Origin of the sequence: Amycolatopsis jejuensis (genome assembly GCF_000717335.1) — a bacterium.
GTDB lineage: Bacteria > Actinomycetota > Actinomycetes > Mycobacteriales > Pseudonocardiaceae > Amycolatopsis > Amycolatopsis jejuensis.
The window spans coordinates 206,137-229,028 of record NZ_JNYZ01000008.1; the positions used below are offsets into that span (position 1 = coordinate 206,137).

A 22,892-nucleotide genomic window follows, 5' to 3' on the forward strand; every position below is an offset into this window, starting at 1 on the left:
TATTACGTGAAAAAGTGTGCCGATGGGACGGCACAAGCAGCCCGAAATCCGGGACCGGATCCTCGACGCCTGCGTCGACCACGCCCTCGCCCACGGCCTGCCCGGCCGCCTCGAACCCCTCGCAGCGGCGGCCGCCGTCTCGCCGCGGATGCTGATCTACCACTTCGGCACCCGCGACGCGCTGCTGCGCGAAACCCTGGTCCGCGCACGGCAACGGCAGCGCGAGTTCTTCGGCGGGCTGGTCGCCCCACGGCCGGATGAGCCGTACCTGACCACGCTGCGCCACGCCTGGCGGGAGATGACCGGCCCGGCCGGGCGCCCGTACCTGAGCATGTTCGGCAGGCTCCGAGAGAACACCGAAAGCCACTTGTGGCCGGACTTCCGCCGCGAGGCCACCACCGACTGGCTGCACCCCCTGGAGGCGGGCATGCGCACCATCGGCCGCCCGGAACTCGGCACCCTTGTGCTGGCGGTGATCCGCGGCCTGATCATGGACCTCGAAGCCACCGGCGACGCCGCCCGCGCCGATCAGGCCTTCGACGATTTCCTCGCGACGCTCTAGTCACCGCAAGCCGTCGAGGGTCAGCGCCAGTCGCCACCGGTACGAATCGTGGCGGACAGGCAGCCCACCAGCAGGTACCCGTCGTGCACCGGGCAGTCCTGCCGAAGCACCCCGGCCGCCTGGTCAACCGCGGTCACCTACGGGGAATGAAGCGGGCACCGGCGGAAAACCCGATGCCCGCGAAACTCACACCGCGGCGCGCAACCGCCGCCATTCCCATGCCGTCAAGGCGGCGAACAGGAGCGTCACCACGCAGGCGACCGCGGTGAACAGCCATTCCGTTTCCCCGCTGCCGCCGTCCGGGGACTCGCCCGTGAGGCGTTCGATCCAGTCCGGCATCACCAGGGTCAGCACCAGCGCGACGGCACTGAGAGTGGTGAGTACGGCCTCGATCGCGATGCGGACCTTGCGTGCCCGTGCAGTGTTCATGGCTTACGACCTCCCTGCTCAGTACTTCGCCGCGTTGACGCGCGTCCGCCACGTGTTGCTCGCGCCGGCGTACTCGCCGTAGCTCCACACGGTGCGGGAGTCCGACGGGTCGCGGCCGATGCCGAAGTAGTCACCCCACCGGCCGCCGGTGTACGCGCTCTGCCCGGCGATCACCGTCGCGCTGCCCTGCAACGTGCCCGGCGCGTCGGTGGCGAGGCGGCCGGTCTGGCGGAAGTGGCCGTACTCGTCCGCGGCGGACCGGCCGAACGCGACGTGCGCGTTGCGGGAGATGTCGGTCTGGATCACCGGGAAGAAGTAGTGCCTGCCGGACGCACCGAACGCGCCCTGCTGCGAGATCGCGTGGCTCGGCACGTCGATCTCGTACCACTGCACCACCGATCGCGCTTCGGTGTCGCCACGCCAGCTGTACCCGGACGTGTGCGTGGTCCACACCCGCTGCGTCCGGCCCACCGACTGGAAGACCGCGTTGAGCAGCCGCGTGTCGTTGGTCGCGATCCGCGTGGTCCCGCCGTCCTTCTGCACGGCGCCGGGCGGCAGGCTGTAGCTGCGGCAGGCGACCGCGGTCGAAGTCAGTGTGGGCGCGCTGCCGGACCACAGGCCCAGCGAATTCGACAACGTCCACAGCGTGAGGCTCGACCCGGACGGGAACAGCGAATTCACCAGGTACGCCCGCGGGTTCCCGCCGAGGCCCTGGAAATGGCAGCACGGCTGCACGGAGAACGCGGCACTGCCGTCCGGGTTCTTCAGGCCCCAGAAATCCCACCACCGGATGTTGTGGCTCGGGCCCACCCCGCCGCCGTACAGCTCGGCTTTGTTGAAAATGCGCAGTTTCGCGTGCGCGAAACCGCCGCCGAAGCCGAACTGGTTGGTGGACACGTAAATCGCCTGGGTGTCGAAGCCGAGCATCGGGTAGTCCGACCAGTTGCCCGTGGCCGTCGACCCGTTCACCGTGGCGTCGGTGCTCCAGATCCAGTACGCGCCCGCCGGGTCGCCGGTCTGCGAAACGCCGAGCATGATCCAGGAGCCCTGCGGGTTCGCGCGCCGCGCCGCGACGCAGACGATCCACCGGCCGCTGTAGTGGTCGTACGCCAGTTTCGGGTCGAAAAGCTGCGCGCCGGCCGGGAGGACCGGGTTGAACATCGCGGTGAAGTTGGCCCAGCGGAAGACCTGCAGGCCGGTCTTGTCGTAGCCGACGAGGTCCACGTTGACCGCGGCCATCACTCGGGTCGGGCCTACGGCGACGGTGCAGTCCGGTGGGCGGAAGGCGGTCTGGGAGATGCCTTCGAAGCTTGCCGAGGCGGCCGGGGCAAGTCCTCCGGCCAGTTCGTCCTCCGGCGGGTTTTCCTCCGGCTGTTGCTCGGGTACCTCCTCGTCGGTCTGTGCTTCGAGGGTGTCGTCGGCGGCCAGTGCGTCGGGGCTGTGTTCCCGGGCGCCCGCTTTCAGGTTGTCGTATTCCTCCATTTCGACGGGGAAACGTTGGGCGAAGAGGGGCGACCGGACTGGTGATGGCGGGGTGGCGAGCAATTCGTCGACCGTCAGGTCCGCCATCGCTCTCGATGCGCCACCGCCGGTTTCGCCTGCGCCGCTTTCGGGTGCTGTTACGTCAGGCATCACGAATCATCTCCTTCTTTCTCCTCGGCCGGGTCACCGTTCTGGGTCGGGTTTTCGGTCTCCTCCTCCCGGGCACGATGCCGTTCGGCGGCTTTCTTGAGCCGGTCCATTTCTTCCGGGGATACCGGCATTCCGATCGGGATCTCGTATCCGGGGTCTTGGGGGGTGTCTCGGGCGTCTTCGGGTGGGGTGGTTTCCGCGCCTTCGGCGTGACCTTGGCCGGAGGGGGGCCGTTCTTGATCGGTCATCTTTCGTCCTCGGGGTGCGGCGGAATTACCCTCGGGAAAGGTCGCGGGGGATCTTGGGGGTGATACCGGCAGGGGGTGGTTTCAGCCGAACGGCGCAGTGGTAATCGATTTCGCCGCTTTTCCACCGGGGTGCGGGAATGGGGTATAAAATCCCACTGTTCACAGTCGAGGAAAATGGGTGCCGCGGGTGGGTGCTTTCAGTACAGCATACGTTGGTGGAATATTCCGGGGTTGGCTGGGTATTTCTGTGGCGGTGAGGAATGTTGCGGTGGGGCACCCCGAAGCTTGATTGTGACTACGGTTTTGGCTTCGGATCGGGGTGCAGGGCCGGGTCTGGGTGCCCGGTTCCCGTTGGGTGCGCGGGCGGCGGTTGGGGGGTGGTCGCGGGGGAAGGCTGTGAAGGGAACCATGAGGGAATCAGATTCCGTGAAGGTTCCCTTCACGGAACGGCGGGCGGGGGGTCAGTCGGTGGTGGTGAACGAAGAGTTTTGCGGCTATTTCGCCGTTTGACAGGCCTTCGGCCAGTAGGGCTGCCACCTCTCGTTCGCGGGTCGTCAGTACGTCTTCCGCGGTGTTCGTCGACCGTGCTGACCGCGGGCAATTCCTCGTAGTCGACCTCGATCAGCTCGAGCGCATCTTCGGCGATGTACCGGTCCACGGCCGCGACGGCCGCGACGGCTTGGCCGACGTAGCGGACCTTGTCCGTGGCGAGTGCGTAGTGCTCGCTCATGTGCTGGCCGGGGAACATCCGCCAGATCACCGGCTGCGTCGTCGCACATGCTGCGCGTACCTCTTCGCCGGTGATGACGGCGAAGACGCCGGGGAGTTCGAGTGCCGCCGACGCGTCGATTCTCGTGATGCGCGCGTGCGGGACCGGGCTGCGCAGCACGGCGGCCTCCAGCATCCCGGGTACCGCGATGTCGTCCAGGAACCGCCCCCGCCCGGTCAGCAGGCGGGGATCTTCCTTGCGCCGCATGCGCGAGCCGATGGTCTTCACGTCCGCCGCTGTGCCGCTGGCTGTCACGACCGCCTCCGATCCTGCCGGGAATCTCCCCGCCCCGACCACCGTCGCGCGCGCAGCGCGGCCCGTCCATTGACCGTTCCGCACACCTGCCGAAACCGCGTTTGTGGACCGTGCCCAACGCTTGTGCACGCCAGACAGCGCACCGGTACCGCGTTCTCCGCGCTGTGCATTCCGCGCGTGCGCCGGGCGCCGGAAAGTGGGTGGCAACCCCGCCCGGACGTCTGCACAGGAGCTGCCATGATCCCGCTCGGAGTGTTCATCCCGACCGCGACGCCGCCCGAGCGGATCGCCGGGCTCGCGCGGCGGGCGGAGGAGCTCGGCTACTCCGAGGTGTGGCTGGCCGAGGACTACTTCTGCCACGGCGGTCTCACGGCGGTCTCACCGCGGCCGGGGTCGCCCTCGCTGCGACTCGGCACGTGAAAGTCGGGATCGGCGTCGTCGCCGCGGTCGCCCGGCATCCGGCGGTCACGGCGATGGAAATCGCCACCCTCGCCCGCTGCTACCCCGGCCGCGTCGTGCCGGGGATCGGCCACGGACTGGCGTTCTGGACCGACCAGATGGGCCTCACCGCGAAGTCGCCGCTCACCGCGCTGGAGGAACGCGTGACGGCGGTCCGCGAACTGCTCGCCGGAGCGACTGTCGACCGGACCGGCGCCCAGTTCACCTTCGCCGGGATCGCGCTGGCCCACCCGCCCCGCGAAGAGGTCCCGATCCTGACCGGGGTGCTCGGGCCGAAGTCGCTGCGGCTGTCCGGACGCGTCGCCGACGGCACCGTGATGAGTGTGCTGTCCGGTGCGAAGTACCTGGAATGGGCACTCGGGCACATCCGCACCGGGATGGCGGAAGGCGGCCGGTCCACCCACCTGACCCCGACGTTCGCTCTGTTCAACTGCGCTCCCGCCGGTGCCCGTGCCTCGGTGCGGACGCCGCTCGCGCACTACCTCGCCGCGGTCGGGCCGCACTGCCCGCTGCTGAAGCCGTACGGCTACCAGGACGCGCTTGCCGAACTGATGCCCGGCGGTGCCGAGCAGATCGAACGCGACCTGCCCGGGGAATGGGTCGACGAGCTCGCCGTCGCCGGTGATCCCGACCAGGTCACCGAGCGGATTCACGCCCTGCTCGAAGCCGGCGCGACGAGTGTCGTGCTATCTCCCGCCGACCGGACCACCGCCGCCACCGCGCTCGAACTCGCCGCGAAGGCGTTCGGCTGAGGCCCCAGCACCCTGTCCATCGCACCACCCGAGGAGAAATGATGACCGAATCCGCCACCGCGACCTTCCGCACGAAGGTCAGCTCCCCGAACCCGGACGCCGACGTCGCCGAGATCGTGCACCTGCACACCGAATGGTGGGGCGCCAACCACGGCATCGACATCCCGCGGATGACGCCGAACTTCCCCGTCGGCGCGAACAACTACCTGATGTTCAACCTGCAGGGGCACCCGTACTACGGCCTCGACGAGAAGGTCGCGCTGTGGACGAAGTACTCCGCCGAGCTGGCCGTCCCGGAGGAGCCGGTGACCCGGATCGTGCAGCTCGTGGTGGAGGGCAACGCCGCGTGGCTCGCCGCCGACGTGCTGTTCACCGTCGCCGAGATCGGCGAGGAGGGGCTCGGCGCGGGCAGCACCGGGTACCACGCGAACGGGGCCAAGCACCGCGTCCGCTCGACCGAGTGCTACCTGCGCGACGACGGCACCGGCGAGCCCTCCTGGCGGATGTGGCACTTCCACTGCTCCCCCGCCCCGGACGCCGACGAACCACGCCCGGCGTTCGGCGACACCGCCCGCAGCCGCGGCGAGCTCGTGCCCTGATCCGGTATCCGAATTCGAGGGAGGTCACGATGGGCACCCGCTCCGCGGAGCTCGCCGTGTTCGCGTTCGACACCCCGGCGCAGACCCTGCGCGGCTGGACGGCCGGTTCGCCGGGCGCGGCCGGGACGCCGATCCTGTTCATCCACCCGATCAACCTGCAGGGCAAGGCCTGGGCAGCGGTCGCCAGCGCGTTCCGCGACGAGCGGTTCTGCCTGATGCCGGACCTGCGCGGGCACGGCGGATCGACCGCGCACCGGCCGTTCTCCGTCGACGCCTGGGTCGAGGACCTGCTCGCGGTGCTCGACCACTTCGCGGTCCGGCGGTGCCACCTCGTGGGCGGCTCGCTCGGCGGCGCACTGGCGGTGGCGATCGCCGAACGCGTCCCCGAGCGGGTCGTCTCCCTCACCGGGTTCGGCAGCACCCTCGCGGTGGGCGGGGCGGATGCGGAATCGGTGGTGCAAATCCTTGCGGAGAAAGGTGTCCGCGGGATGTTCGCGGAGACGATCCCGGAAATCTCCGTCGCGCCGGGGACCCCGCGGGCGGTGATCGACGAGATCCTGGCGATCACGAACCCGAACGACGTCGCGACGGTGACGGAGATCTGGCGCTCGACCCTGGAGACGGACGTCCGCGGCGCAGCCGATCGCGTACGGGCGCCGGCGCTGGTCGTGTCCGGCGAGCTCGACCGGACCTGCCCGCCGGACCAGGGCCGCGCGATGGCGGAGGCGCTGCATGCGCCGTTCGTGCTGATGCCCGGGGTGGGGCACCTGCCGATGTACGAGGCGCCGGAGGAAACCGCCGCCCTGCTCCGGGGGCACCTGGAAAAGGCGGAGCTGCCATGATGGCCGAGGCGGCGCGATGACGTACTCGGTCCTGCTCCGCGACGCAGTCACCGGAGCGCTCGGGGTCGGGGTGCAGTCGCGGTTCTTCGCCGTCGGCAGCGTGGTCCCGTGGGCCCGATCCGGCGTGGGAGTGGTTGCCACGCAAGCGTTTCCGGACGTCCGCTACGGCCCGGCCGGTCTCGCTGCAATGGAACGCGGACACTCTGCCGCGGAGGCGTTGTCCACCTTGCTCGCCGACGACCCTTCGCCGGGCGTCCGGCAGGTCGCGATGCTCGATGCTGCGGGGACCTCCGCCGTCCACACCGGCGAGAACTGCATCCCCGCCGGTGGCGACGCACGGGGCCGTCAAGCCGCCGCTTTGCTGGTGGTGAGCGGGGACGTCGGTGCGCCGGTCCTGGTGGACCTGCGGGTCGACGACTCCGCCGACCCCCTCGGCGACCTCGCCCGCCTGCTGACCCTGCATGGTGCGATGGGACACCTCCAACGCGCCTTCGTCACCCCCGGCGCGGTTTTCGGCCCGGGTGCCGACGAGTCCGTCGTGACGGGTCTTGCCGCGGGAGATACCGAGGTCAGCGCGCTGCAGCCGGGTAATGCGGAGTTTCTGCTGTGGCAAACGGTGGTCCTCGCCCGGGCAGGCCAGGCGGACGTCGCCCGCGCGGCTTTCGCCCGAGCGCTGGACCGGCAACCGGAGCTGGGTGGCCTGCCTGCCCGGCTTGCCCAAGCCGGTCTCCTCACGCTGGCCGCCGCGGAACGCCTTGGCGGCTAAAGCAAATCCAGCTCCCGGGCCCGTGCCACCGCCTCCGTGCGGTTCCGGGCCTGCAACCGGCCGAAGATCTGGTTCAGATGCCACTTCGTGGTCCCGACCGTGATGAACAGCTTGTCCGCCACCTGTTGGTTCGACATTCCCGTCGCGATCAGCCCCAGAATCCGCCGCTGGGTTTCCGTCAGGGTTTCGACCACGCCGACCCCCTCGACGGTCCGCAGCTCCGACGGCCGCCGGGCGGGTGCGGCCGGGTTTCGCCGCTGCAGCAGGTCCGCTACGAATTCCGGGGCCGTCGAGCGGACATCCTTCAGCATCGGCACCAGCACCGCTCCCTCGTCGAGAAAAGTGCGGCGGTAGCCCTCCGGCGCGGCGGCTTCCACTGCGGCGGCGAGGAGGTCCCGATCCGACCGCGCGAGGGCACTCGCCACGAGGATCGCGATCAGGCTGCCGTCCCGGCCCTCGGCGCGGGCGCGGTCCTCGATCGCGCCCAGTACGTCCAGCGCGGCCGTCCGCGAGCCGCGCATCACGAGCAGCCGGGCGCGGGTCAGCTGTTCGTAATCCGACGTCGGCGCGTCGCACGTGATCTCGTCGAACGCCTGCTGCGCCGCCGCCGGGTTGCCCGACCGCAAGTGCAGCTCGGCGATCGTCGCAATGACGAGCCGGGCGCGGCGGTCGTCCTCGGCGGCGTCGGCCTGGCGGCGCGCGGTCAGGAGGGTTTCGAAAGCGTCGTCGATCCGCCCGTACGCGCACCGCAGCCGCGCGAGGGTGCGCAGGCCGAGCAGGGCGTACGACGTCGTGCCGAGCTGTTCGCATCGGGCGATTCCGTCGACGAGATGGGTGCGGGCTTCGGCGAGCTCGTCACGTTCGTACAGCAGCGTGCCCAGCGGGACCTCGGCCAGGCCGCTCATCGGGACGCCAGGGTGCCCGCGCAGGGCGTCGCGGCAGAGCAGGATCGCCTCACGCAGCCGTCCCTGCACGTACAGCAGCGGCGCGAGATACCCGGTGGCCTCCAGCGCACTCAGCGGGTTCGCGCTCCGTTCGCCGACCCGCACCGCCTCGCGCAGCACCTCGATCGCACCTCGCCGGTCACCGGTGAGCCGCCGCGCCTGGCCCAGCACGCCCATGGCGGCGGCGCGGAAGAACGACGTGCTGTCGCCGAGCAGGTCCAGCGCTGCGGTGGCCAGCGTGGCGGCTTCGGCAGGGGCACCACGCGTCAGCGCCAGGTAAGCCTGGAACGTCCGTAGCATCGCCCGATCGGACGTGGGCGCGTCCGGCCCCATCCCGGCGTCGGCGATCGCCGCGTACGCCTCAGCGTCGTCCGCGCGCCCGGCAAGGTAGAACAGCCAGCCCTTGAGACCCGCGAGGTCGGCGTGCGCGCGGATCTCGTCCTCGGGCAGCCGGTTGAGCCACGACAGCAACGTCGCGAGCTCCCCGCGGCGGATCTGGTCCTCGGCCTCCGCGCGCACGGTCTCGACGGCGAGCCCGATCTCCCGTCCGGGCACCGCGTGCCGGATCGTTTCGGCCGGCCTCCCCCGCGCGGAGTACCACCGCGCCGCCCGCGCGTGACACTCCACCGCCACCTCGGGGTCCAGCTCACCGCGCAGGTAATCGGCGAACAAGCCGTGGTAGCGATGCCATTCCCCGGCGTCGTCGACCGGGGTGAGGAAGAGGTTGGCGCGTTCGAGGTCCCGGATCCGCCGTTCGCTGCCGGTGCTCCCGGTGACCGCGTCGCACAGCGCCGGGGTGAGCATTTCGAGCACGCTCGTGCGGAGCAGGAACTCCCGGACCCCGGCGGGCTGATGGGCGACGACCTCCTGCGCGAGATAGTCCAGCACGTACCGGTTGCCCGGCTGCAACCGCACCGACGGCGCCGGCGTGGCCCCGTCCCGCAGCCCGATGCCGAGCATCTGCAGGGCCGCCGCCCAGCCCTCCGCGCGGCGGTTCAGCTCGCCGACCGTGCCCGCGTCGACCGTCCGCCCGGTGACCGCGGAGAGCAGCCCGGCCGCCTCGTCCGCGGAAAACCGCAGCTGGGACGCGCCGATCTCGGCCAGCAGCCCGCGCCCGCGCCACCGCGCCAGCGGCAGGTCCGGCTCGGTGCGGCCGAGCAGCACCAGGTGCAGGCCCGGCGGGCAGTGCTCGACCAGGAACGTGAGCGCGTCGAGGATCTCCGGTTCGGCGAGCAGGTGCACCTCGTCGAGCACGAGCACGCAGTCCTGCCCGACCAGCTCGTTGACCAGCCCGGCCATCACCGCGGGCGTGGACGCGGTACCGGAGTCCAGCAGCGTGCGGCCGGTGCCGAGCGCGGACACGAGGTAGTCGAGGAACCGGCCGGGCACGTCGTCGTCCTCGTCGAGGGTGAGCCACCCGACCCGGCCCGCGAACTCCCGCAGCCACGCGCTGACCAGCGTCGTCTTGCCGAATCCGGCGGGCGCGGTGACGAGCGTGACCGGATGGTGCGGGACCGTGTCGAGCAGGCGCAGCAGCCGCGGCCTGCCGACCGTGCCCGGCCGCCCCGGCGGTACCAGCAGCTTCGTCGCCACCACCTGCATAACCCCGAACCCTAACCTTGGACAGGGGTGCCGACCAGCGCGGCTGCCTACCTTCGTCCGATGGACACCACGGACTTCTACGCGCTGGCCGGCGACCTGCCGGACGAGGACCGCGCGCTGCTCGCCCGGCTGCGCGAGTTCCTCGGTGCCGAGGTGGCCCCGGTGGCGAACTGGCACTGGGCCCGCGAACGCTTCCCGCACCACCTGATCGCCCCGCTCGGCATGCTCGGCGTCGGCGGCCTCTCCTACCGCGGCCCCGGGCTGCCCGGCCGCACCAGCCTCCTCGACGGGTTCGTCACCCTCGAGCTCGCCCGTACCGATCCGTCGTTCGCCACCTTCTTCGGCGTGCACGCCGGCCTTGCGATGGGCTCGATCCACCTCTGCGGTTCGGCCGAGCAGCAGGCGAAGTGGCTCCCGGCCATGCACCGCTTCGAGAAGATCGGCGCATTCGGCCTGACCGAGCCGGACGTCGGGTCCGCCGCTTCGCGCGGCCTCAAGACCACCGCGCGGCGCGAGGGCGGCGAGTGGGTGCTCGACGGCGAGAAGAAGTGGATCGGCAACGCGACGTTCGCCGACGTCGTCGTGATCTGGGCCCGCGATGTCGAGGACAGCCAGGTCAAAGGTTTCCTCGTGGAGCAGGACACGCCCGGGTTCACCGCGACCAAGATGGAGGGCAAGATCGCGCTCCGCACCGTGCAGAACGCGCACCTCCGGCTCGAAAACTGCCGCGTACCCGAGGCGAGCCGGCTGCAGAACGCGAACACCTTCGCCGACACCGCCGCGGTACTGCGGATGACCCGGACGTCGGTGGCGTGGCAGGCCGTCGGCTGCTCCATCGGTGCGTACGAGCGTGCCCTCGCCTACGCCAAGGAGCGCACCCAGTTCGGCCGCCCGATCGGCGGTTTCCAGCTTGTGCAGGACCTGCTGGTGAAAATGCTCGGCAACATCACCGCGTCGCTGTGCCTGGTCGCGCAGCTGTCCCGGCTGCAGGACGCCGGGCGGATGTCCGAGGAGCAGGCGTCGCTGGCGAAAGCATTCTGCACCACGAAGATGCGCGAAACCGCCGGGATGGCCCGGGAGCTCATGGGCGGCAACGGAATCCTGCTGGAGTACGACGTCGGCCGGTTCGTCGCCGACGCCGAGGCCATCCATTCCTACGAGGGCACGCGCGAAATGAACACCCTCATCGTCGGCCGGGCGATCACCGGCCGGTCCGCGTTCGTCTGACCCCGGAAGGACAACCATGTCACTGGAAGCGAGTGCCGACGCGATCGGCGGCCCCAACCCGATCGTCGGGTTCCGCCGCAAGGACCTGCTGGATTCGCTGCGCACGGTGGCCGGTGAGGCCGTCCGGCATCCCCGGCACACCACGGCGAGCCTGCGCCACCTGGCCCGGACCGCGGTCGCCGCCGCCCGCGGTCGCGGCGAGCTGGTGCCCGCGCCGCGGGACCGCCGGTTCAGCGATTCCGCCTGGACGCAGAACTTCCTCTACCGCCGCCTGCTCGGCGTGTACCTCGCCGCCGACGCGGAGCTGGACGCCTGGCTCGGCGGGACCCATCTGTCCACAGTGGACCGGGAGCGGGCCCGGTTCGTGCTGTCGCTGGCGCTGGACGCGTTGTCGCCGAGCAACCTGCCGCTGAACCCGGCCGCCGTCAAGCGGTTCATCGACACCGGCGGGGAAAGCGCGGTCGACGGCGTCCGGCAGTTCGCGGGCGACGTGCGGCACAACGGCGGGTTCCCCAGCCAGGTCGACGCGGGGAAGTTCACCGTCGGCGGGAACCTCGCGACCACCGAGGGGTCGGTCGTGTTCCGCAACGAGGTACTCGAACTGATCCAGTACACCCCGCGCACGGAAGAGGTCCGCGAGCGGCCGCTGGTGATCGCGCCGCCGCAGATCAACAAGTACTACGTTTTCGACCTGTCCCCGGAGAAAAGCCTGGTGCAGTACGCCCTCGCGCACGGCCAGCAGGTCTTCATGGTGAGCTGGCGCAATCCGTCCGCCGATCAGCGGCACTGGGAGCTTTCCACGTACCTGGGCGCGCTGGAGGAGGCGATCGACGCCGTCTGCGAGATCACCGGCAGCCCGGACGTCAACCTGACCGGCGCGTGCTCCGGCGGGATCACATCGGTGTCGCTCGCGGCGCTCCTCGCCGGGCGTGGCAAGCCGGTGATCCACGCGCTGACGCTGTTCGTGAGCGTCTTCGACATGGCCGACGACCAGACGTTGCTCGGCGTGTTCGCCAGCGAGGAGACCCTGGCCGCGGCGAAACGCCATTCGCACGCCCGCGGGGTACTCGACGGCCGTGAGCTGGCACGCGTGTTCACCCTGCTGCGCCCCAACGATCTCCTCTGGACCTACTGGGTCAACAACTACCTGCTCGGCAAGCGCCCGCCCGCGTTCGACATCCTCTACTGGAACAACGACACGACCCGGCTGCCCGCCGCCTTCCACGGCCAGCTGATCGACATCTACCGCGACAACTCCCTGGCCCACCCCGGCGCGGTGGTCGTCGACGGAACCCCGCTGGACCTGGGCAAGGTCACCGCGGACGCGTTCGTGATGGCCGGGACCACCGACCACATCACGCCGTGGGACGCCTGCTACCGGTCGGCGCAGCGGCTCGGCGGGTCCGTCGAGTTCACCCTCAGCAACTCCGGGCACATCCAGAGCATCCTCAACCCGCCCGGCGGCAAGAAGGCGAGCTACTTCACCAACCCGGCCCGTCCGGAGTCCGCACGCGTTTGGAAGGACGGGGCGACCGCGGTGACCGGAAGCTGGTGGCCACGCTGGATGGAATGGCTGGGGGAACGGTCCGGCGCGCTGGTGGCTGCACCGTCCACTGTGGGCAGTGCGCGGCACGCGCCGATCGAGGCGGCACCCGGCAGTTACGTGCGCGCATGAGCACCACGGTCCGGGTGCGCGGGCTCCGCCTGCACGTCGATCACCGGCCCGGCGAGGGTACCCCGTTGTTGCTGTGCAACGGAATCGGCGCGAACCTCGAACTGCTGGAGCCGTTCGTCGACGACCTCGCGGCCCAGCCGGGGCGGCGCGTGCCGGTGATCCGGTTCGACCTGCCGGGTACCGGTGGGTCGCCGTCATCGCGGCTGCCGCGGCGGATGGGTGCGCTGGCCGGGATGCTCGGCGACCTGGTGCACGAGCTCGGCTACGACGAGGTGGACGTCCTCGGCATCTCGTGGGGCGGCGCGCTGGCGCAGGAGTTCGCGCACCGGAATCCGCGCCGGTGCCGCCGGGTAGTCTTGTGCGCCACCAGCATGGGCATGGTGATGGTACCGGCGAAACCATCGGTACTGCTCACCCTCGCGAGCCCGCTGCGGTACTTCGGCCCGGCACACATGCGCAGCACCGGATCGCGGATCTACGGCGGTGGGTTCGGCGACGACCCCGCACTCGCCGCCCATTTCGCCGAGTCCACCCGAGCGCCGGACCCACTCGGCTATTACTGGCAGATCCTCGCCGGGGCAGGCTGGACCAGCGCCTGGTACCTGCCCCTGCTGCGGCAGCGGGTCCTGCTGCTGGCCGGGGACGACGACCCGATCATCCCGGTCGTCAACGCCCGGCTGATGGCGCGCTTGTTACGCCACGGCACCGTCCACCTCGTCCCCGGCGGCGGGCATCTCGCCCTGCTGACCCACGCCCATGAACTCGTCCCGCTCATCCACCGGTTCCTGTCCTGAGGAGACGCTGATGCTGAATCTCGCCCTGATGCTCGAAGAAAGCGCCATCACCCGCCCGGACCGCGACGCCGTCGTCGCCGGAGACACCCGGCTGTCCTACGCGGAAGTCAACGCCGCCGCCAACCAGGTCGCGAATCTCCTTACCGCACAGGGGATCGGCCGCGGGGACAAGGTCGCACTCGCCTCGGTGAACATTCCGGCGTTCCCGATCGTCTACTATGGAATCCTCAAGACCGGCGCGGCCGTGGTGCCGTTCAACGTCCTGCTCAAGGGCCGGGAAATCGCCTACCACCTCAGCGATTCCGGCGCGAAGGCGTTCTTCTGCTTTGCCGGAGGTCCCGGGCTTCCGCTGGCCGAGGAAGGTCGCGCCGGGTACGACGCAACGCCGTCGTGCGAGCAGTTCTTCCTGATCGACGAGTCCTTTTCGGACGTCCTCAGTGGACAGCCGACGACGTTCGAAACCGCCGTCACCGACCCGTCCGACACCGCGGTCATCCTGTACACCAGCGGCACCACCGGAACGCCGAAGGGCGCGGAGCTGACCCACTCCAACATGGTGCTGAACGCGCTGACCTGTCACCGGCTGTTCGGCACCCGGGAGCACGACGTCCACCTGGTCACGCTGCCGCTGTTCCATTCGTTCGGCCAGACCGTCCAGCTCAACGCCGGTTTCGGCGCGGCGGCGACCCTGGTGCTGCTTCCCCGGTTCGACGCGGCTGCCGCGCTGAACCTGATGCAGCGCGAGCACGTGACGTTCTTCGCCGGGGTCCCGACGATGTACTGGGGGCTGGCCGGTGCCGACCCGGCCGAGTTCGACCTCGGCGAGATCGCGAGCACGCTGCGGATGGCGGTGTCCGGCGGCGCCGCGTTGCCGGTCGAGATCCTGGAGCAGGTACACAAGATCTACGGCGTACGGATCCGCGAGGGGTACGGCCTCTCCGAAACCAGCCCGCTCGCGACCTTCAACCACCCCGAGCGAGAGCCCAAGCCGGGTTCGATCGGCCAGCCGGTGTGGGGGGTCGACCTCAAGCTCGTCGGCAAGGACTGGGAGGAGGTACCCGAGGGCGACGCAGGCGAGATCGCCGTCCGCGGGCACAACGTGATGAAGGGCTACCTCGGCCGCCCCGAGGCGACCGCCGCCGCCATCCGCGACGGCTGGTTCCGCACCGGCGACATCGGCACCCGGGACGCGGACGGGTACTACGACATCGTGGACCGCGCCAAGGACATGATCGTCCGCGGCGGTTTCAACGTCTACCCGCGCGAGCTGGAAGAAGTGCTCATGACACATCCGGCGGTGAGCCTGGTCGCCGTGGTCGGCGTGCCGCACGACAGCCACGGCGAGGAAGTCAAGGCGTACGTGATCCGCCAACCCGGCGCGACCCTCACCGAAGCCGAACTCGTCGCCTGGGCCAAGGAAAACATGGCCGGTTACAAGTACCCGCGGCTGGTCGAATTCCGCGACGAGCTCCCGATGACCGCGACCGGCAAAATCCTCAAACGCGATCTGCGCTGACCGCGAACCGCGCCTCCACCGTCGAACCGGCCGGGCCGCGATGCACCCGGACCAGGTCCGCGACCTGGTTCACCAGCAACAACCCCCGGCCCCGCTCCTGCCCGAGCGGGGCCGGGAGCCGCCCGGCCATCGGGTCGGCGAGCCGGCCGCGGTCACGGACCTGGCAGATCAGCTGTCCGTCGGCGAACCCGAACAGGATCACCGCGGCCCCGCCGCCGTGCTCGACACTGTTGGACGCCAGCTCGGACACCGTCATCACCACGTCCTCGGCCCGGTCCTCGTCCAGGCCGTGCTGCCGCGCGAGGGCGGCGGCCAGCCGGCGGAGGCCACCAAGGTCATGACCGGCCACGACGTAACGGTGCGCGCCCGGTGGCGGCGGAAGCTCCCGGTTGTAGTCGGCCACGACGTCGTCGGGCGCGTACTCGCCGCTCGCGCACCACTCCCCGGCACCGTCGATCAGCCACGGATGCGTACGGGCCGCGTCGGCGAGTTCCGATGCACCGAGCGCCTCGGCGTCGTACGGGCAGAGGACGGTCGCCCAGCGGCCGTCGAATGCGCGGTTGATCAGCGCTTCATGCTGGACACATGCCGGGTACTCCACCGACGACCGCCCCGCCCAGAGCGGTTCGCCGATCATCCGTACGTGCCGCCCGGGGTGCTCGTCGGCGAACGCCCGCAGCACGCCCGGGATGATCCGGCCCGGGTTGCGCCCGGCCTCGGTCATGTCCACGAGCCGCACGCGGGCCACGTCGGTACCCAGCTCCGCGCGCAGCAGACGCAGGTGGTGCCGCGGCACCGCCACCGCGACCGGCTCCCCCACGGACAACCCGTCACGCACGAACGGGACGGTGCCGGAGAGGAAACCCTCGGCGCCCCGATAGAACAGCGCCGGATGCAGGAACGCCATCACGGACCGGACAGCCGAACCGGTACGTTCATCGCGACCTCCTCTTCCAGGCTGACCTCGCCTTGACTGTCCACAAGGGACCGATCCCTCCTCCTTCACCCACCGCGGTCAAGGCAGGGCTTGCCCGCCCACGCGCGAAATAAACCACCCGGGTTTCGACCGTCCCGACACCGGGTAGCCTCCACGAGGGGCAGCGAAGGAGCGGGTGATGCAGCGGCGCAAGCAGGCTCTGCGGTCGATGGAACGCGGACTGCTGGCCACCGACGCACTCTGGGTGCGGCAGACGTTCGGCCAGGTCGCGTGGCCGCTGCGGCGCGCGTGGGTCGTGCTGTGCTGGACGCTCACCGCCGCAGCCGCCGCGCTCGTCGTGTGCGGGATCGTGCTGCCGGGCCTGCTGCCTCTCGCGCTGCCCGGGTTCCTGCTCGCCGGGGTCGCGATCTGCTGCCACACCGCGCGCCGGAACCGGCTGCACCCGCCTGCGCGCCGGGGTGCCGGTCCGGGGGAAGGGTTCCGGTGCCATCCGTCGTGACCGGCCCGACCCGCGTGACCGCCTTGGGCCGGGACTGAGGGGAAGCCGATGCGGCGGTTCCGGGCACGCACCGAAGCGGGTACCCGGCTGGCCACCGTACTGGCCGGCCGTGACTGGCACGACCCGGTCGTCTTCGGCCTCGCCCGCGGTGGCCTGCCGGTGGCCGCACCGGTCGCCTTGGCGCTCGACGCGCCGCTGGAAGTGCTGGTGGCACGGAAAATCGGCGCCCCGGGACAACCGGAGCTGGGACTGGGCGCAATCACGCCCGACGGCCCGCCGTACTACGACTGCGAAGGCCTCGCCATCGTGGACCTCACCCCGCACGACCTCACCGGCGCGGCCGACCAAGCCCGCGCCGAAGCGCGCGACCAGGTCCGCCGCTACCTGGGCGATCGCGCCCCGCATCCGGTGTCCGGCCGCGACGCACTGGTGATCGACGACGGTGTCGCCACCGGCGGTACCGCGGTGGCCGCGCTCCGGTCGTTGCGGTCGAGGAACCCGCGCCGGCTGGTGTTCGCGGCCCCGGTCGGTGCTCCTTCTGCGCTGGACAAACTCGCGGCGGAAGCGGATGAGGTGGTGTGTCTCCGGCAGCCACTGCAGTTCCGCGCCGTGGGCGAGTTCTACCTGGATTTCCGCCAGACCACCGACGACGAGGTCCTCTCCCTGCTGCCCCTACGACGACAGCATTAGGGATGTTCCTCCGTCCCCTCGCGCACGATCGCGACCGGGCACGGCGAGTGGTACGCCATCGCGTGGCTCACCGAGCCGAGGAACATCCCGCGCAGCGCACCGCGGCCGTGCCCGCCGACCACGAGCAGTGTCGCGCCTTCGGCGTTGTCCAGCAGCACCTGCGCCGCCCGGCCGAGGCCGATTTCGCGCGTCACGACGACGTCCGGATGCAGCTCGGCCAGCCCGGTGAGCGACTCCGCCAGCAGCCGTTCCCCTTCCTCGCGCACGGTCGGCCAGCCCTCGTCACCGGCGTTCACCGGTTCGAGGAAGTCGCCGATCGGGTCGGCCCACGCGTGCACGGCGTGCAGGTCGCAACCGTGCCGGTCGGCGAAGTCGTACGCGAACCGCACCGCCGCACTGCTCGCCGGTGACCCGTCCACGCCCACCACCACGCGCTTGCGCGGCGATTTCACCGGCCGCACCACGACCACCGGCCGCGTGCTCGAATGCACGAGCTGCGCCGCCGTCGACCCGAGCAGCAGCCTTGGCAGCGCACGCTTTCCCGACGCCCCCACCACGATCAGCTCCGCCCGCTCGCCCACGCGGGCCAGCTCGTCACTCGCCCGGCCGAGCTCGACGCGAGTGCGCACCGGAACGTCCGGCCGCCTCCGAGTGATGGCCGCGGCGACCGTGGCGAGTTCCCGCTCGGCATAGTCCACAAAGGACTGTTCCTCGGCGAGTTCCGCCGCGCTGGGCGCAATCGTGCCGGGCACGAAGGACAGGGTCGGCACGGCCAACGGCACCGTCCGCACCACGACCAGGCAGGTGTCCCGCGCGGCAGCTTCCGCGGCCGCCCACTCGACCGCCGCCCGCGCCCCTTCGGACCCGTCGTCTCCGGCCACGACACCGGACTCAGCCGCCTCTTCGGTCATCACCGGCCTCCCGTTCGCTCCCGGAGAACTACCCGCTCCCGGCGGCGGCCAACCGTGTACCGCGCCCGTCTGCCGGGAACCCGCTGGTCACCGTGCCGGTCCGGCTGTACCAAGCGGTCGAGTGCACTTCACCCAGTTCCGGCACGGCACGCCGGACCGGATCCGCTACCGGCGGGCGCCGATGTGGAATGCGGTGCTGAAGGCGTCTTGGCTCCTGGGCGGGTCCAGCTCAGACCGGGTCGGCCTCGCCCAGTGCCTCCGGGACGTCGAGTTCGCCGTGCCGCTCGGCGAGCGTGCCTGCCAGGTGGACGAGCTTGACATTCAGCTGCTGCGACGTGCGGCGGAGCAGCTCGAAAGCCTCGTCGGCGTCGAGGCCGCGGCGCGCCATGATGATGCCTTTGGCCTGTCCGATCACGTCGCGGCTGTCGAGGGCGCGCCGCAGCTGCTGCTGGTGCACCTCGTCCCGGGTGGCCGCGTCGGTCTCCGCGACCGCGAGCGTGGCGTGGCTGGCGAGCAGGAGGACCAGGTCGCGATCGGCCTCGGCCAGGCCGTCGGCCTTGCGGGAGTACAGGTTCAGCGCGCCGGAGAACCGCGGCGGGGAGTCCACGGCCAGCGCGGTGGCCAGCACGCCGCCCCAGCCCAGCCCGGCGGCGGCCGGCGCCCACGCGGGCCAGATCGTGGCGGCGCTCAGGTCGGGGCATTCGATGAACTCCGGACGGCCGGGCTCCGCGGCGTCGTGGCACGGCCCCTGGCCGAGGTCGTACTGCAGCCGGTCGAGCTCGGCGGCGGCCGGGTCGGTGTACGCGGCGGTGTGGAAGGTGCCGTCGGGGGCACGCAGCGTGATGGACACGAGGTCGGCGGAGGGGATCAGCGACACCGCGGTGTCCACGACATGCTGCAACACCTCACCGACAGTCTCCGCCGCGAGCAGCATTTCGGTGAGCGTACGAAACCGGGTACCGGACGCCTGCGGCGGATCGTCCCCGTCGGCGAACGCCGCTGCTGCCGAATCCGCGACCGGTATGCCCGCGGCTTCGAGCACACTGCGCGCCGCTGCCCCGGGACGGCACGCGAATCCGACGCGCTCGGCCTGGGCCACACGGAGCACGTCGAGCGCTTCGACGGTGAACGTGGTGAGACCGGTCAGCTCGAAGACCACGACCTCGGGCACCGGAACCAGCCGGCGGGCGATTTCGTGCTGCAGCGCCACCGGATCGCCGGGTACACCGGTGAGGCGGACCACCACCGAATGGGCGATTCCCACGGCTCCCCTCTCGTCGTCCTGCCAATTTACCCGGACGGGAGGCGTCCCGCGAGGGAATGTTTCCGGTGCGGGCGGTGCGGTAATCCGGGGCGGGTATTGCCGGTCGGCGGTGGTATTGATGCCGCAGGCATGGAATTCGTAAGCGGGCAAAGGAGATTGCGGCTTGGACGGGGCCTGGTGGGTCTACCCGGGATCAGCTGTACGACGAGGCTCGACGACGGGGTATTCGGGGCGGTCCCGGATATCCAAGGAGGAGCTGGCCGAAGCGTTGCGGTGAGGTCCTTTGTGGACAGGTTCGTGCGGTGGGCACCCCGAAGCCCGCGTGTCACGACGGTGCGGGGGCTGCGGATCGGGGTGCAGGGCCGGGTCTGGGTGCCGGGTTCGGGTGGGTGCGCGGGTGCGGCTGGGGTGCTGGGGAAAGCCGTGAAGGGAACCTTCACGGAATGCGGAGGGCTGTGAAGGGAACCATGAGGGAATCTGATTCCGTGAAGGTTCCCTTCACGGACGTCGGACGTCGGGCGGCGCCAAGGGGATGGGGCGGGCGTCAGCGGGGTTGTCGTGGAAAGGGTGTTGCCTGGGCGGCGGCGATCAGGTTAAGAGCGTCCGGGACGGTTTTCACTACTCGCAGTACGCGGTCCAGGCCCAGCAGGTGTAGTGGGCGCAGCAGGGCCCGCTGCTGGGTGGCGAAGAAGCACACAACGCCCGTTTCTTCGGCGGTGCGGGCGGTTTCCGCGAGTACGCCCAGGCCTCGGGCGGAGCAGAACGTGACCGTTGTGAGGTCGACGATCAGGGCGCGTGGGTGCAGGGCCAGTTCGTCCCGCAGCGTGGCGCGCAGGTAGTTCGCGTTGGTCACATCGATTTCCGGGGAAACACCGACGACGGTTTCGTCGCCCGTCGTGGTGATTGTTCTTCTCAGCGGGGTACCGGGGAGCAGATCGTCCATCGTGGCACTCTCCTCGCGATTGCGAGGCCGGACCGGACGTGCTCGGTCCGGCCCGCGCAACCTGCATTCGCGGGTTGCACTCGGGTCGGACGACGGCACGTGGGCTGAACCGGTTCCGCCCCCGACCGTACCTCAGCCCGCGCCCTCCCGCACCTTCCCGGATGGGGCGGAAAGTGCGGCGCCGCAGGGAGCCGGGGTCGGGAAAACCCGAAGGCACGGGAGGACGGGATCGTCGCGGCGTTCGGCAAAACAACCGGCCGCGCGGTGTTCAGATGCGGCGCGAGGACGTGGCGGCCTGCGCTCGGGCTGCCCGGTTGCGCGTGGTCGGCAATACCGTCACAAATCGGTCGTCTCCAACGTGTCCCCATGCCGGTGGACGACCTTCCACTCACCGTCCTCCAGGCGATAAATCTGGGTGACCCGCAATGTGTACTGCCGCAGTTGCCCGTCCACCGACACCCGGCTGTGCTCGTAGCTCACCGTGTACGCGACGTCGCCGCTCACCTCCGCTGCGTCGAGCTCCTGTTCGTAGGACTCGCAGCCGGAAAAGCGCGCCGCCAGGTCCTTGAACAGCCGGTCGATCCCCTCCTGACCGGCGACCGTCTGCCACGCCCCGAACACGGTCACCGGCTCGCCGCGGGACCAGATCGCCCGCCGCGGGGCGGAATCTCCGTTGTGTATCGCCACTTCCGCCTCGCGCAGCCCGGACCGGAACCAGGCCACGAAGTCCTCTCGCTCACTCATCGCGCCACCCTCCAGCTCCCCTGGACCTGTCATTCAACGCGTCTCCGAGCCGAACTCCAAGACCTCGCCCGCTAGTCCTTCCGGCCGAGGCCTGCAGGGCGAGAACCCTCCGAAAGACGTGAGCCATCCCGGGGATCTTGATCTCGGACCGGTGCCGCCGGTCAAGATCGTCTTACTGTGGCGGTACTTCGTGATCTTGACCCGGATGAGGGGTACCACCATGCGTATACGCACCGGAATCCTCGGCAGAACCCTGGCCGCGGCAGGCACCGCCGCGGCGCTCGTGATGGCCACCGCGCTGCCCGCCGGCGCGGCCGAGCCGCCGACTGTCGAACAGGACGTCGCGCAGCTCTACCAGGCGGTCTCCGACCTCTTCGACGGCCTGCCCTCCGGCGCGCTACGGGGCGTCGACCCGCTGTTCCGGTCGCCGATCCCGCAGGTCGGGCGGCAGACCCGGGCCACGGACGGCCCGATCCCGGGCTGTACCGAAGGAGCACTGCTCACCTACGCCGGAAAACTCGCGGCGCAGCTCAGCCCGCTCGAAAACCGGGCGCTCGGCGCGCTGTCCGGGCTCAGCCAGCTCTATGCCCAAGCGGTCTCCACCGACAAGGTCCCGCAGGTCTTCGGCACCGACGGCCAGTACACCCAGCGCGCCGCCTCGACGGTCGCCAAGCTGCGCGGGTTCTGGGACATCGAGAGCTGGAATGTCCAGTTCGTCGCCTGGAAGGGTACCGACCTCGGCAGCAAGGACAAGATGGTCCAGACCTTCAAGCTCGGCCTCGCACCCAAGCGGGCGCAGGAGGCGGCTGCGCTCGCGGTCAAGGTGCTGTACGAGGTCCCGGCCATGCAGGGCGGCCGCAACCCGCTGCTCACGCTCAACGCCTTCGCCGCCACGGCCGACAGCCTCGGCGGCAAGCGCGTGATGCTCGGTGACGGCCTCCTCGACACGGTCGACCAGCTCGGTTTCGACGAGGTTTCGGTGGAGACCGTCCTCGGCCACGAGTACGGCCACCAGGTCGACTTCGCGAACAAGAACTTCCCGCGCAACGAGTCCGGCGAGATGGGTCCGGACGCCTACAGCGGCTACTTCGTCGCACACGCGAAGGGCGAGTCTTTCGACGCCCGCAGCCAGCAGGCGGTCACGTACCTCGACGCCTCCATCGGCGACTGCCATCACAGTCACGGCACCCCTGACCAGCGCAAAGCTGCCGGTGCATGGGGTGAGAAGCAGGCCGCGAACCAGAGCCGGGTCCTCCCGTCCGCCACGATGATCGCGCGGTTCCAGAAGGAGTACCCGAAGCTGGTCCCGCCGGCCCAGCCCGCGCTGGCCGCCGCGCACGGCTGAGGTCCGCCGCGGTGCGCCGTCCCGTCTCGACGGCTCGCCGCGGCCGTTTGTCCTACGATGATCTCGTGGACGACGAGCAGCAACGCAAGCTCCGCGCGATAGTCGCCGACCTGGCGCGCGAAGGGAACACGGCCGAGCTCACCGGATTTCTCGAGCACGGCGTTCCCGTCGACGAACGCGACGAGGCCGGGAATTCGCTCCTGATGCTCGCCGCGTACCACGGCCGGACGGAGACGGTCGCGTTGCTGCTGGCCCGCGGCGCCGACCCGGACCTGCGCAACGACCGTGACCAGGCACCACTGGCCGGGGCGTTGTTCAAGGGCGAGGACGAGATCGTCCGGCTGCTGGTGGACGCGGGCGCGAACCCGGACCTCGGCACCCCCACCGCCCGGCAGACGGCCGCCATGTTCGGCCGGACGCTCTGAGCGGACAGAAACCCGTACGGCAGCAAGGAAAAGCGCCGGTCACCCGTGGTGACCGGCGCCGTC

General features: G+C 70.4%; 24 protein-coding genes and 1 pseudogene. 14 read left to right on the plus strand and 11 right to left on the minus strand.

Translation table 11 applies throughout. The features are described from left to right. Positions 1-22 precede the first annotated feature (22 nt). Complete coding sequence (locus tag OO71_RS12400; protein WP_033289836.1) at positions 23-562, plus strand: TetR/AcrR family transcriptional regulator; 540 nt, start codon at positions 23-25, stop codon at positions 560-562. A 186-nt stretch (positions 563-748) separates the two neighbouring features. Here the strand turns inward: OO71_RS12400 and OO71_RS12405 are convergent, their stop codons facing one another. The 5 genes and pseudogenes from OO71_RS12405 to OO71_RS53325 all read right to left on the minus strand — a co-directional run. Next, complete coding sequence (locus OO71_RS12405; RefSeq protein ID WP_033289837.1) at positions 749-991, minus strand: hypothetical protein; 243 nt, start codon at positions 989-991, stop codon at positions 749-751. A gap of 18 nt (positions 992-1,009) precedes the next feature. Then, the gene (locus OO71_RS12410; RefSeq protein ID WP_033289838.1) at positions 1,010-2,623 is read right to left on the minus strand and encodes a hypothetical protein; all 1,614 of its coding nucleotides are present in this window, start codon (positions 2,621-2,623) and stop codon (positions 1,010-1,012) included. Then, positions 2,623-2,871 carry a hypothetical protein gene (locus tag OO71_RS50040; RefSeq protein ID WP_156096272.1) on the minus strand — a complete coding sequence of 83 codons (249 nt, stop codon included), beginning with the start codon at positions 2,869-2,871 and terminating at the stop codon, positions 2,623-2,625. The genes OO71_RS12410 and OO71_RS50040 overlap by 1 nt, the downstream gene beginning before the upstream one ends. 417 nt (positions 2,872-3,288) lie before the next feature. Beyond that, the gene (locus tag OO71_RS53320; RefSeq protein WP_425388668.1) at positions 3,289-3,408 is read right to left on the minus strand and encodes a hypothetical protein; all 120 of its coding nucleotides are present in this window, start codon (positions 3,406-3,408) and stop codon (positions 3,289-3,291) included. A 70-nt stretch (positions 3,409-3,478) separates the two neighbouring features. Beyond that, positions 3,479-3,847 (minus strand): annotated as a pseudogene (locus tag OO71_RS53325) (xanthine dehydrogenase family protein molybdopterin-binding subunit); the annotation flags it as partial. A gap of 285 nt (positions 3,848-4,132) precedes the next feature. Here OO71_RS53325 and OO71_RS50045 point away from each other — a divergent pair. From OO71_RS50045 to OO71_RS47320, 5 genes are read left to right on the plus strand one after another with little or no spacing between them, the layout of a single operon-like run. Beyond that, positions 4,133-4,315 carry an LLM class flavin-dependent oxidoreductase gene (locus OO71_RS50045; protein ID WP_051791487.1) on the plus strand — a complete coding sequence of 61 codons (183 nt, stop codon included), beginning with the start codon at positions 4,133-4,135 and terminating at the stop codon, positions 4,313-4,315. After that, complete coding sequence (locus OO71_RS46375) at positions 4,312-5,106, plus strand: LLM class flavin-dependent oxidoreductase (RefSeq protein ID WP_051791488.1); 795 nt, start codon at positions 4,312-4,314, stop codon at positions 5,104-5,106. The genes OO71_RS50045 and OO71_RS46375 overlap by 4 nt, the downstream gene beginning before the upstream one ends. A 41-nt stretch (positions 5,107-5,147) precedes the next feature. Then, positions 5,148-5,705, plus strand: coding sequence for a hypothetical protein (locus OO71_RS50900; protein WP_033289840.1), 558 nt, complete (start codon positions 5,148-5,150; stop codon positions 5,703-5,705). 29 nt (positions 5,706-5,734) lie between these two features. Next, a complete protein-coding gene (locus OO71_RS50905) occupies positions 5,735-6,547 on the plus strand; it encodes an alpha/beta fold hydrolase (RefSeq protein ID WP_033289841.1) in 813 nt (270 codons plus the stop codon). A gap of 16 nt (positions 6,548-6,563) precedes the next feature. Continuing rightward, the gene (locus tag OO71_RS47320; RefSeq protein ID WP_051791489.1) at positions 6,564-7,313 is read left to right on the plus strand and encodes a DUF1028 domain-containing protein; all 750 of its coding nucleotides are present in this window, start codon (positions 6,564-6,566) and stop codon (positions 7,311-7,313) included. On the opposite strand, the gene OO71_RS12440 is transcribed toward OO71_RS47320, so the two are convergent. Further along, on the minus strand, positions 7,310-9,859 hold the full coding sequence (locus OO71_RS12440; protein WP_033289842.1) for a winged helix-turn-helix domain-containing protein: 2,550 nt from the start codon (positions 9,857-9,859) through the stop codon (positions 7,310-7,312). The genes OO71_RS47320 and OO71_RS12440 overlap by 4 nt on opposite strands. A 60-nt stretch (positions 9,860-9,919) precedes the next feature. Here OO71_RS12440 and OO71_RS12445 point away from each other — a divergent pair, with 60 nt between their 5' ends. From OO71_RS12445 to OO71_RS12460, 4 genes are read left to right on the plus strand one after another with little or no spacing between them, the layout of a single operon-like run. Then, on the plus strand, positions 9,920-11,086 hold the full coding sequence (locus tag OO71_RS12445) for an acyl-CoA dehydrogenase family protein (protein WP_033289843.1): 1,167 nt from the start codon (positions 9,920-9,922) through the stop codon (positions 11,084-11,086). 16 nt (positions 11,087-11,102) lie between these two features. Beyond that, the gene (locus OO71_RS12450) at positions 11,103-12,761 is read left to right on the plus strand and encodes an alpha/beta fold hydrolase (protein WP_033289844.1); all 1,659 of its coding nucleotides are present in this window, start codon (positions 11,103-11,105) and stop codon (positions 12,759-12,761) included. Beyond that, the gene (phaZ, locus tag OO71_RS12455; protein ID WP_033289845.1) at positions 12,758-13,555 is read left to right on the plus strand and encodes a poly(3-hydroxyalkanoate) depolymerase; all 798 of its coding nucleotides are present in this window, start codon (positions 12,758-12,760) and stop codon (positions 13,553-13,555) included. Before OO71_RS12450 ends, phaZ begins: the two co-directional genes overlap by 4 nt. 10 nt (positions 13,556-13,565) lie before the next feature. Then, complete coding sequence (locus OO71_RS12460) at positions 13,566-15,071, plus strand: long-chain-fatty-acid--CoA ligase (protein ID WP_033289846.1); 1,506 nt, start codon at positions 13,566-13,568, stop codon at positions 15,069-15,071. Here the strand turns inward: OO71_RS12460 and OO71_RS12465 are convergent. Continuing rightward, on the minus strand, positions 15,052-15,978 hold the full coding sequence (locus tag OO71_RS12465) for an anti-sigma factor RsbA family regulatory protein (protein ID WP_033289847.1): 927 nt from the start codon (positions 15,976-15,978) through the stop codon (positions 15,052-15,054). The two genes, OO71_RS12460 and OO71_RS12465, sit on opposite strands and share 20 nt — an antisense overlap. A 208-nt stretch (positions 15,979-16,186) precedes the next feature. Between OO71_RS12465 and OO71_RS12470 the strand changes: the two genes are divergently transcribed. Both OO71_RS12470 and OO71_RS12475 read left to right on the plus strand, forming a co-directional pair. Beyond that, positions 16,187-16,507, plus strand: a complete 321-nt coding sequence (locus OO71_RS12470; protein ID WP_033289848.1) for a DUF3040 domain-containing protein — start codon at positions 16,187-16,189, stop codon at positions 16,505-16,507. Between the two features lie 48 nt (positions 16,508-16,555). Continuing rightward, positions 16,556-17,197, plus strand: a complete 642-nt coding sequence (locus OO71_RS12475) for a phosphoribosyltransferase (RefSeq protein WP_033289849.1) — start codon at positions 16,556-16,558, stop codon at positions 17,195-17,197. Here the strand turns inward: OO71_RS12475 and OO71_RS12480 are convergent. The 4 genes from OO71_RS12480 to OO71_RS12495 all read right to left on the minus strand — a co-directional run bounded on the left by OO71_RS12480 (position 17,194) and on the right by OO71_RS12495 (position 21,059). Next, positions 17,194-18,108 (minus strand): universal stress protein, encoded by a 915-nt coding sequence (locus OO71_RS12480; RefSeq protein WP_033289850.1) that lies wholly within the window; start codon positions 18,106-18,108, stop codon positions 17,194-17,196. The genes OO71_RS12475 and OO71_RS12480 overlap by 4 nt on opposite strands. Before the next feature lie 229 nt (positions 18,109-18,337). Continuing rightward, complete coding sequence (locus tag OO71_RS12485) at positions 18,338-19,372, minus strand: GAF and ANTAR domain-containing protein (RefSeq protein ID WP_245633648.1); 1,035 nt, start codon at positions 19,370-19,372, stop codon at positions 18,338-18,340. A gap of 544 nt (positions 19,373-19,916) precedes the next feature. Next, positions 19,917-20,315: an STAS domain-containing protein gene (locus tag OO71_RS12490; RefSeq protein ID WP_051791490.1), complete on the minus strand. Its 399-nt coding sequence runs from the start codon at positions 20,313-20,315 to the stop codon at positions 19,917-19,919. Positions 20,316-20,651: 336 nt separating this feature from the next. Continuing rightward, positions 20,652-21,059 carry a nuclear transport factor 2 family protein gene (locus OO71_RS12495; protein ID WP_033289851.1) on the minus strand — a complete coding sequence of 136 codons (408 nt, stop codon included), beginning with the start codon at positions 21,057-21,059 and terminating at the stop codon, positions 20,652-20,654. Positions 21,060-21,279: 220 nt separating this feature from the next. Here OO71_RS12495 and OO71_RS12500 point away from each other — a divergent pair, with 220 nt between their 5' ends. Both OO71_RS12500 and OO71_RS12505 read left to right on the plus strand, forming a co-directional pair. Further along, on the plus strand, positions 21,280-22,404 hold the full coding sequence (locus OO71_RS12500; RefSeq protein ID WP_033289924.1) for a M48 family metalloprotease: 1,125 nt from the start codon (positions 21,280-21,282) through the stop codon (positions 22,402-22,404). Positions 22,405-22,469: 65 nt separating this feature from the next. After that, on the plus strand, positions 22,470-22,829 hold the full coding sequence (locus tag OO71_RS12505; protein WP_033289852.1) for an ankyrin repeat domain-containing protein: 360 nt from the start codon (positions 22,470-22,472) through the stop codon (positions 22,827-22,829). The last annotated feature ends 63 nt before the right edge of the window (positions 22,830-22,892 follow it).